This window comes from Candidatus Roseilinea sp. NK_OTU-006 (genome assembly GCF_012931985.1).
Lineage (GTDB): Bacteria > Chloroflexota > Anaerolineae > J036 > Brachytrichaceae > JAAFGM01.
Map to the genome: position 1 here is coordinate 20,737 of NZ_JAAFGM010000031.1, position 15,400 is coordinate 36,136.

Consider the following 15,400-nt stretch of genomic DNA (forward strand, 5'->3'; position numbering starts at 1 on the left):
AGCAGAGTGATTTCAAAGATTCAACACCGACTTGACAAATCCGCCTGCCGTGGCTAAAACCGATTTAATTCAATGCGCCCACGGCGCGCGTGGCCGATGTGGTCAACGCAATGGCCCGGTGCCTGAGCAAAACGTCCTAACAAGGAGGAAGGAGGTATGTTTGAGTGAAGGTGATTCATGGATCATTTCTCTCTTTCGCCTCGCTCGCCCGCTTGAGGCGATTCGTGTGCATTCCGCTAGATAAATCCAAGAAGTGAGATGAGCCAACACACGTGAACATTGCAAGGAGGAGCATAATGAGAAAGGGAAAGTTGATCTCTCTTGTGACGGGCATGGCCTTTATGCTGGCCGCCTGCGGTGCGCCAGCCGAGCAACCTGCGCCAACGACCGCCCCCGCGGCACCTACCCAACCCCCTGCCGCACCCACCGCAGCCATTCAAGTTGTGGAAGCCACAGCGACACCCGTGCCCACGTTGCCCCCAACGACCAAGTTCAAGGAGGCACCTGATCTGGCCAAGCTGGTGGCCGAGGGCAAGTTGCCGCCCGTGGATCAGCGTTTGCCTGAGAAGCCGGTGGTGACCCCTGTCCGCGAAGCCATCGGCAAGTACGGCGGCACCATCCAGACCGCAAGCTGGTGGCCGGGTGTGGGCAACGTGCTGCTTTACATCTCCGAGCCGCCCATCAAGTGGAAGGCCGACCTGACCGGCTACGAGCCCGGCCTGGCCGAGAGCTACGAGTGGTCGGAGGATGGCAAGACCTTCACCCTCAAGCTGCGCAAGGGGCTGAAGTGGTCCGACGGCCAGCCCTACACCACTGCCGACTGGAAGTTCTGGTGGGAGGACATGGTGCTGGACGAGAACTACAAGGGCACCGTCAGCCGCCCCGCCTGGCTGCGCAAGTCCGACGGCTCGTTGATTGACATGGAATTCCCCGATGACTACACCGTGGTGTGGAAGTCCGATCAGCCCATGTGGATCAACCCCTTCTATATGGCGCAGGGCTTCTGGGAGTTCGCCAACCCGATGATGAAGCCGGCGCACTACCTGAAGCAGTTCCACCCCAAGTATGCCTCGGATAAGACCTACGACGACCTGCAGAAGGCTGACCAGTGGTGGCTGAACCCCGAATTCCCGTGCTTGTTTGCGTGGTGTCTCACCGAGCTTTCGCAGGATGGCCAGAACTACAAGTTCACCCGCAACCCCTACTACTGGCGCGTGGACGAGCAAGGCAACCAGTTGCCGTATATCGACGCGATTGCTGTGGAGATCGTGCAGGATGAGCAGGTGCGCATCCTGAACTGCGCGCAGGGCCGCTATGACACGGCGTTCCGCATCTGTGGCAGTCCGAATGAGATACCGCTGCTGCGCGAAAAGGCCGAGGCCGGCAACTACCGCTTCCTGGAGAACTACATGAACGGCGCCGGCGCGTGGCCGGGCTACATGGTCAACCAGTACTACGTTGAGGGCGGCAAGAACTATCCGGATGACACGCCGGAGATGGCTGCCGAGATTCGCGCGCTGCTGCGCGACAAGCGCTTCCGCCAGGCGCTCTCGCATGGCCTGGATCGCGAGCGCATGATTGATGTGGTGTGGGGCGGCATCGGCGAAGCCAAAGGCGCCACCATCAGCCCGCAGTCGTGGCACTTCGCCAGCCCGGAGGGCCAGGAAGTCTACAAGAAGTGGGCGAGCGCCTACGCCAACTTCGACCCGGACAAGGCCAACGCGCTGCTCGACGAGATCGGTATGAAGAAGGGCGCGGATGGCTTCCGCACGTTGCCCAGCGGCAAGCCCTTCGAGCTGGTGCTCGACATCAGCGACTGGGGCGGCAGCTTGAAGGTGCAGGTAGATGCCGCTGCCGAAGCCAAAGCGCAGTGGGAAGCCAACCTGGGCATCAAGGTCAAGGTGAACAACCTGCAGGGCCAGCCCGAACTGGACACTCGCACCAACGAAGGCCAGTACATGCTGCGCGGCGCGCACATCTCGGAGATCGACATCTGGACGTATCCGGACTGGATCTTCCCGATCGTCAACCGCTACATGTTCCCGCTCGAGGGACGGTGGTATGCCAGCGGCAAAGACCAGTGCAAGCCGGTCGAGGGTCAGCCGTACTCCTGCGGCGTGAAACCCGAAGATGGCAGCCCGGCCGCCAAGCTGCAGGCGCTTTATGAGAAGGGCTTGCGGACCAAGACCATCGAGGATCGCCACAAAGTGGTCTGGGAGGCGATTGACGTGATCATCGAGGAAGGGCCGTTCGTCATCGGCGTGGCCGGCGACCAACCGATGCCGATCATCGTCAAGAACTACATGCGCAACATCCTGGACTACGGCGTGGTCGGTCCATGGGCGCCGGCAACCCCCGGCAACCAGATCCCTGCGACGTGGTGGATGGACAAGTAGCCTTGATGTAGGCGGATTGCACGTTGAGATGTGGCAGTGCGGCAGAGTGGGAACCTAGACCTCTGCCGCATTGCCCACTCTTATCGTGGGTATCTTGGCATCTGCATAAAACGAATGCGCAAGGCGCACCGGTCCTGAGCGGGGCGGTGCGCCGGCGCTCATCAATTGTGGAGCCTCTGTGAGGCGGCTGAGCGAGAGGGGTTTATGGTGAACTATCTCATCCGTCGTGTGGGGTATGCGCTGATCATGATCGTGCTGGTGTCCTTCGTCAGCTTCGTGATCATCGAACTGCCGCCCGGCGATTTCCTCACCCAAAAAGTGGAGCAGCTTCGTGCGCGCGGCGACCGCAGCGCGGAGCAGCAAGTGGAGATGCTGCGCCGGCGCTACGGGTTGGATAAGCCCTTCCTCGAGCGTTACATCAACTGGGCCACCAACTTTTTGCGCGGCGACTTCGGCGAATCATTTGAGTTCGAGCGGCCGGTGGGCGAGATCCTCGGTGCGCGGTTGGGCTACACGGTCGTCCTCGCCCTGGCCACGACGCTGATCACCTGGTTCCTGGCTATCCCCCTCGGTGTGATTTCCGCGGTGAAACAATACTCGCTGACCGACCAAATCATCTCGGTGATCAGCTTCATCGGCCTGGGCATGCCCGGCTTCTTGCTGGCGCTGATCATCATGTATTTCGCGATCATCGTCTTCAACCTGGAAGTGACGGGGCTGTTCTCGCCGCAGTTCCAGGATGCGCCGTGGAGCTTCGCGAAGTTCATGGATCTGCTGGGGCATCTCTGGCTGCCGGCGCTCATCGCCGCCGTCACCGGCATCGGCGGCCTGGTGCGCATCATGCGCGGTAACCTGCTGGATACGCTTGGCCAACCGTTCGTTGAGGCAGCGCGCGCCCGCGGACTGAAGAGCCGTACGGTGACCTGGAAGCACGCTGTGCGCATCGCAATCAACCCGCTGATCACCATCCTCGGATCGGAAGTGTTCCCCAGCATCGTGGTCGGCTCGGCGCTGGTCTCTATCGTGCTGAACCTGCCGACCATCGGCCCGGTATTCGTGGACTCGTTGCGCAAGCTGGATATGTATCTGGCCGGCACATGCATCGTCTTCTTGACGATCATGTTGTTGGTGGGTAATCTGGTGGCGGATTTGTTGCTAGCGTGGGTGGACCCGCGGATTCGGCTGGAATAGGCCGCCCCTGATGTTTCCTGGAGGAGATAGTGCAGCCATGGCAGTTGCAACCGCACCCTCAGCGTTTCCGGTCGCCAAGCAGCGCTCAGTTGGGCAAAGCTACTTTGATTTGGTCAAGTACCGCTTTAAGAAGAACAAACTGGGCGTGCTGGGGTTGATCTTGCTAGTGACGTTGTATGTCTCGTTCGTGGCGCTCCCTGAGTTCATAGCCCCCTACCAGTTGGAGAACCGCAGCAACTTTGTGGAAGCGCCGCCGACAGCGATTCGCTTCGTGGATGCGAACGGCCAGTTCCAGGCGCCGTTCATCTACGGTTTAGAGCGCAAGGTGGACCCGGTGAAGCGCCTGCGCACCTGGGAGATCAATACCGACCGGAAGTATCCCGTCCGGCTGTTCGTGCAGGGCGACGAATACCGGTTGTTCGGATTGTTCCCGATGAACATTCACCTGTTCGGGATCGAGGCGGATCAGAAGGAGCAGCGCATCTTCATCATGGGCGCCGATGCACTTGGGCGCGACTATTTCACGCGCATCATGTACGGCGGCCGGTTGTCGCTGATGATCGGCTTGATCGGCCAATTCCTGACCTTGGCGCTGGGCGTGACGCTGGGCGTGATCTCCGGCTACTACGGGGGCGCGGTGGACATGTTCGTGCAACGCTTCACCGAGTTCCTGGCTGCCTTTCCCAACATCCCGCTGTTCATGGCGCTCTCGGCGGCCATCCCGGCGTTTTGGTCGCCCATTGTGGTGTATTTCATGCTCACATTGATCTTGGCTTTCCTGAACTGGGGCGGCTTGGCGCGTCAGGTGCGCGGGTTGATCCTTTCGCTGCGCGAGCGCGAATATGCGCTGGCGGCCAAGAGCTTCGGCGCCAAAGATCGGCGCATCATGTTTCGCCACCTGATGCCGGGCACCATGAGCCATGTCATTGTCATCGCGACCCTCTCGATTCCCGGCATGATCCTGGCCGAGACGGCGCTGAGCTGGTTGGGCCTGGGCCTGCGCCCGCCGCTCACGAGTTGGGGCACCTTGCTGCAAGATGCGGCCACCGTGCGGGCCATTCGCTTTACCCCTTGGCTGCTGTGGGTGGTGCCGCCCATCTTGCTCACCATCCTCACCTATAACTTGCTTGGCGACGGCCTGCGCGACGCGCTTGACCCGTATAGTGGCCGCTAGAGGAGATCACCCATGAGCACCCCCTCACTTGCTACATCCCTGGAGACGTCTGACCGGCCGACCGATGTGCGCCAAACCTTGATCGAAGTGCGCGACCTCAAGGTGGAATTCAACATCCGCGGTGGCGTCGTGAAGGCCGTGGACGGCCTGACCTTTGACATCAAGCGCGGACAAACCGTCGGCATCATCGGCGAGAGCGGCTGCGGCAAGTCCGTCACCGCGCGCGCCATTTTGCGCATGGTGCCCCGGCCCGGCAAAATCACCGGCGGCGAGATCCTCTACTACCGCTACTCGCGTTACCCCGGCAAGGACGGTAAGACCAAAGACATCGAGGTCATTGACATGACCAAGCTCGATCCCGACGGCGAGTTGGTGCGTCAGATCCGCGGGGGCGAGATCGCCATGATCTTCCAAGAGCCGATGAGTTCGCTCACCCCGGTCTACACCGCCGGTGCGCACCTGAACGAGGCGATCACGCTGCATCGCCTGCTGCCGGTCAAGACGCTGGGCGATCAGATGGTCGAGAAGATCATGGAATACCGCCCGGTGACGAAGGACGAAGCGCGGGCAATCGCCATCGAGATGCTGCGGCGGGTGGGCATCCCCAAGCCCGAGCAGCGCGTGGATAGCTATCCCCATCAACTCTCCGGCGGCCAGCGCCAGCGCGTGATGATCGCCATCGCGCTCTCCACCGAGCCGTACATGCTCATCGCCGATGAGCCGACCACCGCGCTCGATGTCTCCATTGAGGCGCAGATCCTCGACATCATGCGCGAGCTGCAGCAAACGGCCAACATGGCCATCATGTTCATCACCCATAACCTGGGCGTGATCGCCAGCATGGCCGATGAGATCGTGGTGATGTACATGGGCAAACAGGTGGAACGCGCCAAGGTGGTGGATCTGTTCTACAACCCCAAGCATCCCTACACCCAAGCGTTGTTGCAGTCGGTGCCCAAGCTCGGCCCAAAGACCGGCGCGCGGTTGGCCTCGATTGAGGGCATGGTGCCTGATCCGCTCAATTTGCCGACCGGATGCGTGTTCCATCCGCGCTGCCCGGCCTTCATGGCCGGCAAGTGCGACAAGCTTATCCCGAACTGGACCAATGTCGGCGACAACCACTGGGTGCGCTGCTTGCTATATGAGGAGTGAACGGCTATGGCAGAGGTTGCGCAGAACGGTAAGGTGGACAATCTCTTGCTCGATGTCCACGGGCTGAAGAAATACTTTCCCATCCAGAAAGGGCTGCTTCGGCGCGTGGTCGGCTACGTCAAAGCGGTGGACGACGTCAGCCTATACGTGCGCGAGGGCGAGACGCTAGGGCTGGTCGGCGAGAGCGGCTGCGGCAAGACCACAGCCAGCCGCTCCATCATCCGCCTGTATGAGCCGACGGCCGGCCAGGTGCTCTTTAAAAGTCGCGTTCTCTCCCCTGACGGCCAGCCGCGCATGGTCAACCTGCTCGAACTCAATCGCGAGCAAATGACCAAGGTCCGCCAGGAGATCGCGATGATCTTCCAGGACCCGATCAATTCGCTCAACCCGCGCATGACGGTGGCCGACATCATCGCCGAGCCGCTGGTGATCCACGGCAAATATCAGAAGGGGCGCAGTGAGGAGATCATCGTTAATCTGCTGGAACGCGTCGGCTTGCGCGCTGACCACTTGCGCCGCTACCCGCATGAATTCTCCGGCGGCCAGCGCCAGCGCATCGGCATCGCGCGCGCGCTGGCGCTGAACCCGCGCTTGGTGCTGTGCGACGAGCCGGTCTCTGCGCTGGATGTCTCCATTCAGGCGCAGACGTTGAATCTGCTTCAGGATTTGCAAAAAGAATTTAACCTGTCCTACCTGTTCGTCGCCCACGACCTCAGCGTGGTGCAGCATATCTCAGACCGAGTGGCCGTGATGTATGTGGGTAAGGTGGCGGAGATGGCCGGCGCAGAGGAACTTTACGCCAATCCCCTGCATCCCTACACGGAGGCGCTGCTCTCGGCCGTGCCCAAACCGGATCCGCTCTATAAGTCGGAGCGCATCATTATGCAGGGCGATGTGGCCGACCCCGCCCATCCTCCCAGTGGCTGCTACTTCCACCCGCGTTGCCGCTATGCCGTGGATCGCTGTAAGACCGAGGCGCCGGCCTTTCGCGAACTGAAGCCCGATCACTGGGTGGCGTGCCACCGTGCGGAGGAGCTTCAACTGAAGGGGATCTAGTCCAGGGCGATGCTGCGCCGGCATGGGTCGGGCGACTGCGCGAGGAGGCCGGTCTCGCCAGGCCAAGATATGCCCACGTCGTCCTCGGCGTAAGAGGATCGTTTGTGCCGTTCGAACACAAGCTCCGAGCGAAGGATGTGCTGATCGCCGGGCTGGCGCTCGTGTTGTGGCTGATCACGGTCGCTCTCGGTCTGTGGGAAGTATATGTCCTGCGCCAGCTCTACTACCTGATCTATGCGCGCCTCGCCGGGCGGTTCGGCGGCGGCGATTACGAATCGGCTGATGCGATTGGTCACTGCCTGTTGCCGGTCCTGGCGTTTGGGTTCATCGCCTTTGCCATCGGCACCGGCGAGTGGCACCGCCTGAACCTGGGCCGGCCGCGCTCGTGGAAGGTCTTTGCCGTGACCATCGCAATCCAACTGATGATACTGCTCATCTACGAGATCATCTGAATGGCTCACCTGCGCTGGTGGCAACGCGCCATCTTCTATCAAATCTACCCGCGCAGCTTCGCCGACGGCAACGGCGACGGCATCGGTGACTTCGCCGGCATGATCGCGAAGCTGGACTATCTGCAATCGCTGGGCGTGGATGCGTTGTGGCTTTCGCCCCACTTCCCCTCGCCCAACGCCGACCTGGGCTACGACGTCGCCGACTACACCGGCGTCGCGCCCGAGTACGGCACGCTCGATGACTTCAAGCGCTTCCTCGATGGCGCGCACGCCCGCGGCATGCGCGTGGTGCTCGATTTGGTGCTCAACCACACCTCCGACCAGCATCCCTGGTTCATCGAGTCGCGCCGCAGCCGCGATAACCCCAAGCGGGACTGGTATATCTGGCGCGATCCGGCGCCCGACGGCGGCCCGCCCAACAACTGGAACTCCGTCTTCGGCGGCTCGGCCTGGGAGTTCGATCCCACCACCGGCCAGTATTACTATCACTTCTTCCTCAAACAACAGCCCGATCTCAACTGGCGCAATCCCCAGGTGAAAGCGGCCATGTGGCAAGCGGTGCGCTTCTGGCTGGACATGGGCGTGGATGGCTTTCGGCTGGATGCCATCGGCACCCTCTTTGAGGACCCGGCCTACCCCAACCACACCGCTCGCCTCTCACAAATTGAGATGCTGCGCGCCTGGCGCGAGAATCGCCCGCCGGAGGAGCAGCAGGCGCTGATGGCCGAACTCATGGTCATGTTCAGGTATCAGTTTGGCCGGCCCGAGGTGCACACCGTGATGAAGGAGTTGCGGGCGCTGGTGGATACGTATCCCGGCGACCGCGTGCTGATCGGCGAGGACGACGACCCAGCTTACTATGGCAACGGCGATGACGAACTGCACCTTGTGTTTAACTTCCCGCTCATGCGCACGAATCGGCTCACGCCCGCTTGGGTGCGCGCCAATCAGGCCGATCGGTTGAGCAAGCTCCCGCCCGGCGCGTGGCCGTGTAACACGCTGGGTAACCATGACTCGACGCGCCTCTGGAGTGCTTTCGGCGATGGCCAACACGATGCCTCGATTGCTCGGGTGAATGCAGCGCTGCTGCTCACCCTGCCTGGCACGCCGGTGTTGTACTATGGCGAGGAGATCGGCATGACCGATCTCTTGCTGGAACGCTTCGACCAATTGCGCGACAACCAGGCGATCAACCTCTACCACCTCGCCTTGAGCGATGGCCTCTCGCCCGAAACGGCGATGGGCATGGCCGCGCGCATGACCCGCGACCGCTGCCGAACGCCAATGCAATGGGCCAACGCGCCCAACGCCGGCTTCAGCCCGCCCGGCGTGCAGACATGGCTGCCCGTCAACTCCAACTATGCCCACGGAGTCAACGTGGCCGACCAAACCAACGACCCTCGCTCGCTGCTGAACTTCTACCGGCGGTTGATCCACCTGCGCAAGCGCACACCGGCGCTGCTGTCCGGCGGTTACATGCCGGTGAACGAGGATGCCGAGACCTATCTGGCCTTTCTCCGCCGCGATCCCGGCGCTGATCGCGCCTGCTTGGTCGTTTTGAACATGTCGGCCGAGCCGCAGGTGGCCGGTTTGGCTCTGCCTTGGCCCACAGCGCATTGCCTGTTCTCCTCTCACGAGCGCGAGGGCCAGACTGTCTCCCTGGCGGCGTTGGCGTTGGCGCCGTTCGAGGTGTTCATCGGCCAGGTCGGCGGTGGGCCTGCGGTATCTTGAGATTCAACCCCAATGCGCCCCGTTCGTTGAGGAGGCACAGCCTATGATGTCCTTGTCTTTGTCTCAGATTTGCGCCGAAGCCGAAGCGATGCGCGATTCCCTGATCGCCGTGCGGCGCGATCTCCATCAGCATCCCGAACTGGCCTTTCAAGAGGTGCGCACTGCCGGCATTGTTGCCGAGCGGTTGCGCGCCCTGGGCTATGCGGTGCAAACCGGCATCGGCCGAACCGGCGTGGTGGGTCTGCTGAAAGGCACAGGGGCAACCGATCGTCCGCTCACCTTAATGTTGCGTTTCGACATGGACGCGTTGCCCATCCAAGAGGCGGTGGACGTCCCGTTCAAGTCGCAATATCCGGGCAAGATGCACGCTTGTGGCCACGATGCGCACACGGCGATTGGGCTGGGGGTGGCTGAGCTTTTGGCGCGTCATCGTGATCAGTGGGGTGGGGTGGCGAAGTTCGTCTTTCAACCGGCCGAGGAGGTTGTCGGCGGCGCATTGGCCATGATTCACGATGGGGTGCTGGCCGATCCGGCGCCGGACCGCGTGCTGGCGATGCACGTGTGGGCTACTGAAGCGGTCGGCACGGTCGGCGTGACCGATGGGCCGACGCTGGCGGCCAGCGCCACCTGCCGCATTGCCGTGCGCGGGCGCGGCGCGCATGGCGCCGCACCGCACCTGAGCGCGGATCCAATCGTAGCCGCTGCCCACATCATCACCGCGCTTCAGACCATCGTGGCGCGCAACGTTGATCCCATGGCTCAGGGCGTGGTGACCGTGGGCTGCATCCATGGCGGCGCCGCGCCGAACGTGATTCCTGATGTGGTTGAACTGCAAGGCACCCTTCGCGCGTTTGAGGAATCGGTCATGCAATTGATGCGGGTGCGCGTCCAGCAAATCGTGGCGCAGGTCGCCGCAGGGTTGGGTGTGGAGGCCGCCGTGACCTTCGCGGAGCCGAGCACGCCGGCCACGGTGAACGACCCGGCATTGGCCCGCCTCGTGCGCGAGACGGCGGCGGCTTTGGTGGGCCCGCAGCGGGTTCGCAGCGACTATCGCATCATGGCCACCGAGGATTGTGCTTTCTTCCTTCAAGCGGTCCCCGGCGTGTACGCGTTCGTCGGGGCGGGTAACCGCGCCAAGGGGATGACCGAGCCACACCATAGCCCCCGATTTCAGATTGACGAGGATGCGCTGCCCTTATCGGCTGCTCTGCTGACCGCCGCTGCCCTACGCATGCTCGCGGCGTAGGCGTGGTGTGCGTTATCGGCGGCGCTCAGCGCCGTCCGCTACATGCCGTTGTTGGACGGCAGCGCGTATCCCTGCTCATCACGGCAACCTCCGAGTTCGCTAACCCCGTCGCATCGTCTCCACGACTATCTTCAGGCGCTCTCTTATTCGGTTGCCTAGCCGCTGGAATGGCAGCGTCTCGAAAATCTCACGGATGAGTTCCTCGTCCGTGCGTAGCAAACCGTCGGATGCGATCCACTCGGCGATCTGCCGCAATTCGCGGTCACTGTACTGGTCGATCGTCTCGCGCGCTGGCACGGGCGGCCGTGGCCTGCGCTGTCGTACGACTGGTTGCTGCTGAGCCTGCGTCATGGGTTGAGCTCCGCCCGGAGCTTGCCCGGGGCAGGTATCGCCATCCGACCGATCCGCCCAGCGGACAGCCTCCTCGTATGCCGCAATCGCGCGCTCAATCTCCCGCTCGCGGTGGTAGAACCAGTCGATTGACCAGATGCGGTGAAACTGCCAGCCCAGCCGCTCGAGATGAGCTTGCCTAAGCCGATCGCGGTCCCGCGCGGTGGCGCTTGAATGATACGACGCGCCATCGCATTCGATCGCGAGCACCGGCCGCCCCGGCTTCTTCGGATGCATGGCGACCAGATCAATGCGATAGCGAGACGCACCGAACTGGGGCCGTGTCTTGATCCCCTTAGCCTCCAGCGCGTCGCGGATGTCGGCCTCGAATGGATTGAGGCTAATTTCTCCTGCGCGCTCGACCTCGGGCAGGCGCGTGCCTCCACTAGCAGCGTACTCCAGATACGCTTTGAGCAACTGCACGCCCCGACTTCCGGAGCGATTCAGATCGATCTCGTTGTGGGAGAAGGAACTGATGACGCACATCCGACGCCTCGCCCGAGTGATAGCTACATTCAGGCGGCGGTAACCGACGTCCTGGGTGAGCGGACCAAAGCGATGCGGCAGATCGCCGTTCGCCGTTTTGCCATAGCCGATCGACAAGATGATGGCATCACGCTCATCGCCCTGCACGGTCTCTAGGTTTTTGACAAAGAAACGCTCTTCGCAGTCGAGCGAGAAGAAGTCCGCGAGGTCGGGCCGCCGGTCGAGGGCGCGGTCCAGTGCAGCCTGTATGCGGTTTGCGTGCTTGATGCCCATAGTGATGACGCCGAGGGACTCGTGCCGCCGCGTCTCCGCGTGTAGCAGCGCTTGGCGCACGACCTCCTCGACTTCCCGCGATGCACTTTCCTCTTGTTCACCTAACCCGGGGTCGTGTGGTACGAGAATGTGCCGAATTACCTCCTGACCACGCGCGCTCGGAAAGGTTACGAGCCGACCTGAGTACACGTGGGCGTTGCTGAACGCTATCAGGCGCTCGTCTTCGCTTCGGTAGTGCCACTCTAAAAGCCAGTTGGGGAGGAAGGCCTCCAGCGTATCGAGCAGGCTCTCAAACCCAAGAATCGCGTCAGCAGTCTTGCCCGTCTTATCCTCATCAGGGATCTCATCCGCACCTTCGACGACCGTCGCAAAGAACGTTGTAGGTGGCAACTGGTGCCGATCACCCGCCACCACCACCTGTTCTGCGCGGTAGAGCGCCGGGACCGCCTCTTCTTGAAGAATCTGGCTTGCTTCGTCGAAGATCACAATGTCAAAATGGCGTTTGCTACTATCCAGCAACTGGCTGACCGACAGCGGGCTTGCGACCCAGCAAGGCGTGATCCGCGTGAGAACATCAGGCGCGCGGGCCAACAATTCGCGCAGCGGAATGTGCCGTGACTTCTTGGCCGTCTCTCTCCGAACCAAATCTGCCTGGTCGAAGTGGCGGTTCATCGCTTCGATCGCATGCTCGCCATGGAGTCTGCGTACGCGCTGAGCTGCTAGGCGGATGCGTTCACGATCCAGATGCTCGAAATCCTCGATGATCTGCTCGTGGGTGCGGCCGTTGAACGAAGCGAGCGCTGGGTCGGATCCCAACGCTTGCTCCAGCGCCGAGTAAAGCCAGACATACTCGAATCGCGCCGGCCAGTGCTCAGCAGCAACACCCTGCTTGCGAAGATCAGCGACAAAATCGCCGAGCCCCTTCTCGCTGAGGCGCAATCGAAGAGCGTGGATGCCTGGCAAGCGAAACGGCGTTTGTCGGTCGGCGGCGAGGTCCCGCAGCCGTTCACCTGCTGCCGAAAGCGGCATGTCGTCAAATGGACCTGCTTCCGTTATGGCCCCAAGTTTCTTTGTCGCTTCGTTGAGGGCGTCGAACGCAGTAATGAGTTCGATTTCAGCGTCCGCCTCAACAGGCACGGTTGAAGATGGCGCAAAGGCTTTCCAACGGCGGAGGACGTCCTCGGCTTGCAACGCTTCCTGTCGCAGCGTTGCGGTCGGCGCCCGTTCTCTGCGCAACGCGAGCAGGCGCTTGCGCGCGGCGCGGTATAGCGGGTTGGTCAGGAACGCCCGTATACGGGCGAACCATCCGGCTGCTGCAGGCTGAAGCGCCTTTGCCAACTCACCGGGATTCGACAAGAATATCTCGCCGCCGTATTGCTTTCGGATGCTTCGGACATCGCGGAAGATGGACAAGAACGCAGCAACCTCACCGAGCGATTGCGGTGACCGAACGCCAAGCTGGTTCACTCGCTGTTCGAGAAGCCGCTCGAACTCAGGCCAGAGTTCATTAGCCGCTTGGGTAGCCAGGTCTAATGCTTCCTGGGCACGACTATTGTCCTTGATATCTGCGTTGTTCCACGGCGAGGGATCTATGCCGAGGAACAGAGTCGGATTGGCGGCAGCCTCAAGGAGCCACTGCCTTACCTCGCTTGCGCGCTCAGCCGTCAGCTCGTTCAGTGTCTTTCCACGGAATCGAAGCGCACAGTTCGCTGCTGCCGGTAGGCGGACCAGCCTACCGATCATCTGGTTCACGCTGAGTCCGGTCGGCTGGCGAATTTGGTTCACCCGCTGCGCGTGTTCGTTTAATTGTTTGCGCCGAACCTCAAATTCCCGATGGACCGCCTCGGCTCCGTCCGCCGGCAGCGCATGACGTATCTGCTCCAGTGCGTGTGCAAGCCGCGCCATCACCTCCTTCCGCGACACCGATGCGCCGTGTAGATCGAGCACCAAATGGCCGAGCCCCACATCCGGATGGCTCAGCCGTTTGATGACCGCATCCAGCGCCGCCCGTTTCTCTGCGACGAAGAGCACGCGGCGCCCCTCGGCGATGCTCTGCGCGATGAGATTCGAGATCGTCTGGCTCTTGCCAGTCCCTGGTGGCCCCTGTATGACACCGTTCTGCCCTTTGCCCACAAGCACGATGACACGATGCTGCGAGGAGTCTGCATCGAGCACCAAGTAATCATCGGAAGCGGGCCGGTTATCCAACTGGCGAGGTTCGATGTTGACCACCGCCTGGGCCAGCTTCTGTCGTGAGGGCACATGGCCGGCGATGGCCGCAACGATGACGCTCGAAGCTATGGCGTCCCCATTCCTCTTCAGATCCTCGACCATGGCCATCTTCGCGAACTGAAAGTTGGCCAGGACCACGCGCCGCGTTACCCCGAAGCTCGGTATGCTTGTGGCCGCGCGCTCAATGCGCTCAAACACCTTTTCTGGGTTGATATGCCACTGCCCGGATTCGTCTTCGCCGCCGCACTCGCTGAGCATTGCGGACGCGTCGATGCGGATCGCGTAATCCTCCTCGAGCACATATAGAAGCACCGGGTTGATGTGTGGTTCGCCCGCGACTGCAAGTCGCAGGTCGTTGCCTGTCCGGCCGCGCGCCTTGATTCGGGCCGGTAGCAGCAGCACGGGCGCATTGTATGGCCGCCCACCATCGGAGGCAGGCCAGGTAGCCATCCCCATTGCCAGGTGAAGCGTCTCGATACCTTTCTCCTCGAGGTTGCTCAACGCCTTGCGCTGGAGCGCTACAAGCGCGCTTCGTACCTTCCGGTGCGCCTCGGCTTCGGCCTGGGGCGGTGCGATGGGATCAGGGCTATCCGCATACCGTCCCAGTGAGACCAGCGATTCGACCTTGAGTTCCTCGCCTGCCAGCAGACGGCCTACCGCCTTCGTCGCTGCAGTCAGGTCGAGGGTGCCGACCTTGAGGTCGCGGTAGAAGAGGAGCGCGTTCGCTCGCGAGTGGTCGATCAACCGGCGCATCCATACATTGCGCGCGTCATCAACAATGCGGCGAATCTCCGGATTCAAGTCCACGGGCTGAGGTTCAGTCAATCGAGCACCGACCATAGATGATTGCCTGCATAGTGAGATACTCAACGGCTTGCGCTTCCCCTGCGTCGCGGAGCGGCGTCAGATGCAAGCGCGGGTTAGCCCGCCTTTCACTTATCGTCAACCTTGTTTGCCATTGCATAGGTGTATAACACATTTGGGCGCCAAGCAACCGCAGCTTTTGAAAGGGAAAACTTTGCTGATCTTGCCAGTAAAAAAGTTCTGCCACGTAAATCATTTTGGCCTATGCCGCAACAGAGCAGGATGGGGAAGGGGGAGACATTGACCCAAGTATGCTCGGCCGAGCACCTACATCGAAAACAAGGCCGATTATTCCGCCAAAGACTTCATGGGAGGCGCAATAAACCTCGCTTTGCTTGTTTCAATAGGCTTGCTCGTCACTTTTCCACTATAAAGGGACAAACCAATACTTGCGTACTACCGGCGGAGGCGGGCTGGCGGTGCGCCTCGCCGGCGATTACGGCGATGTTGTGCCCTATTGCAAACACTCGGTTAAAAGCGTTTTGATGTAGGCATCCTGTCCTCCTGCCGGAAAAGAGCATTCCGTTTCTCCAGCTCCTCCTTGGCCATGCTCCCGTGGTGTCCTCCGGTTTCCAATGGCCCGGTTCAGCGGCGGGCTGCGTAGGGGGCTAGCCGTTGGAAGTGGTTGTTATACCGCTTGCGGAGTCAAGGTGTGCTAAATAAACTTGGCGTATGAGAACAGGACGACCGCGACAACCGATTGAGATCGCTGAGAGCGTCGAGCAGTTGTATGCCCTGTATCGCCAGGAGAAGGATG

The 15,400-nt window shown here is 61.5% G+C and carries 9 protein-coding genes; 8 read left to right on the forward strand and 1 reads right to left on the reverse strand.

Annotated elements, in window-relative coordinates:
- Positions 1-296 precede the first annotated feature (296 nt).
- The 8 genes from GXH28_RS13190 (at position 297) to GXH28_RS13225 (ending at position 10,398) form a co-directional block, all read left to right on the forward strand.
- Positions 297-2,396 (forward strand): ABC transporter substrate-binding protein, encoded by a 2,100-nt coding sequence (locus GXH28_RS13190; protein WP_169239498.1) that lies wholly within the window; start codon positions 297-299, stop codon positions 2,394-2,396.
- Between the two features lie 204 nt (positions 2,397-2,600).
- The gene (locus GXH28_RS13195) at positions 2,601-3,587 is read left to right on the forward strand and encodes an ABC transporter permease (RefSeq protein WP_169239499.1); all 987 of its coding nucleotides are present in this window, start codon (positions 2,601-2,603) and stop codon (positions 3,585-3,587) included.
- A gap of 37 nt (positions 3,588-3,624) precedes the next feature.
- The gene (locus GXH28_RS13200) at positions 3,625-4,761 is read left to right on the forward strand and encodes an ABC transporter permease (protein WP_169239500.1); all 1,137 of its coding nucleotides are present in this window, start codon (positions 3,625-3,627) and stop codon (positions 4,759-4,761) included.
- Positions 4,762-4,773: 12 nt separating this feature from the next.
- Positions 4,774-5,913, forward strand: coding sequence for an ABC transporter ATP-binding protein (locus tag GXH28_RS13205; protein ID WP_169239501.1), 1,140 nt, complete (start codon positions 4,774-4,776; stop codon positions 5,911-5,913).
- A 6-nt stretch (positions 5,914-5,919) separates the two neighbouring features.
- A complete protein-coding gene (locus GXH28_RS13210; protein WP_169239502.1) occupies positions 5,920-6,969 on the forward strand; it encodes an ABC transporter ATP-binding protein in 1,050 nt (349 codons plus the stop codon).
- 104 nt (positions 6,970-7,073) lie between these two features.
- Positions 7,074-7,421: a hypothetical protein gene (locus GXH28_RS13215; protein ID WP_169239503.1), complete on the forward strand. Its 348-nt coding sequence runs from the start codon at positions 7,074-7,076 to the stop codon at positions 7,419-7,421.
- A complete protein-coding gene (locus GXH28_RS13220; RefSeq protein ID WP_169239504.1) occupies positions 7,422-9,152 on the forward strand; it encodes an alpha-glucosidase in 1,731 nt (576 codons plus the stop codon).
- 43 nt (positions 9,153-9,195) lie between these two features.
- A complete protein-coding gene (locus GXH28_RS13225) occupies positions 9,196-10,398 on the forward strand; it encodes a M20 metallopeptidase family protein (RefSeq protein WP_169239505.1) in 1,203 nt (400 codons plus the stop codon).
- A gap of 99 nt (positions 10,399-10,497) precedes the next feature.
- On the opposite strand, the gene GXH28_RS13230 is transcribed toward GXH28_RS13225, so the two are convergent.
- Complete coding sequence (locus tag GXH28_RS13230) at positions 10,498-14,619, reverse strand: AAA domain-containing protein (protein WP_169239506.1); 4,122 nt, start codon at positions 14,617-14,619, stop codon at positions 10,498-10,500.
- Positions 14,620-15,400: the final 781 nt, after the last annotated feature.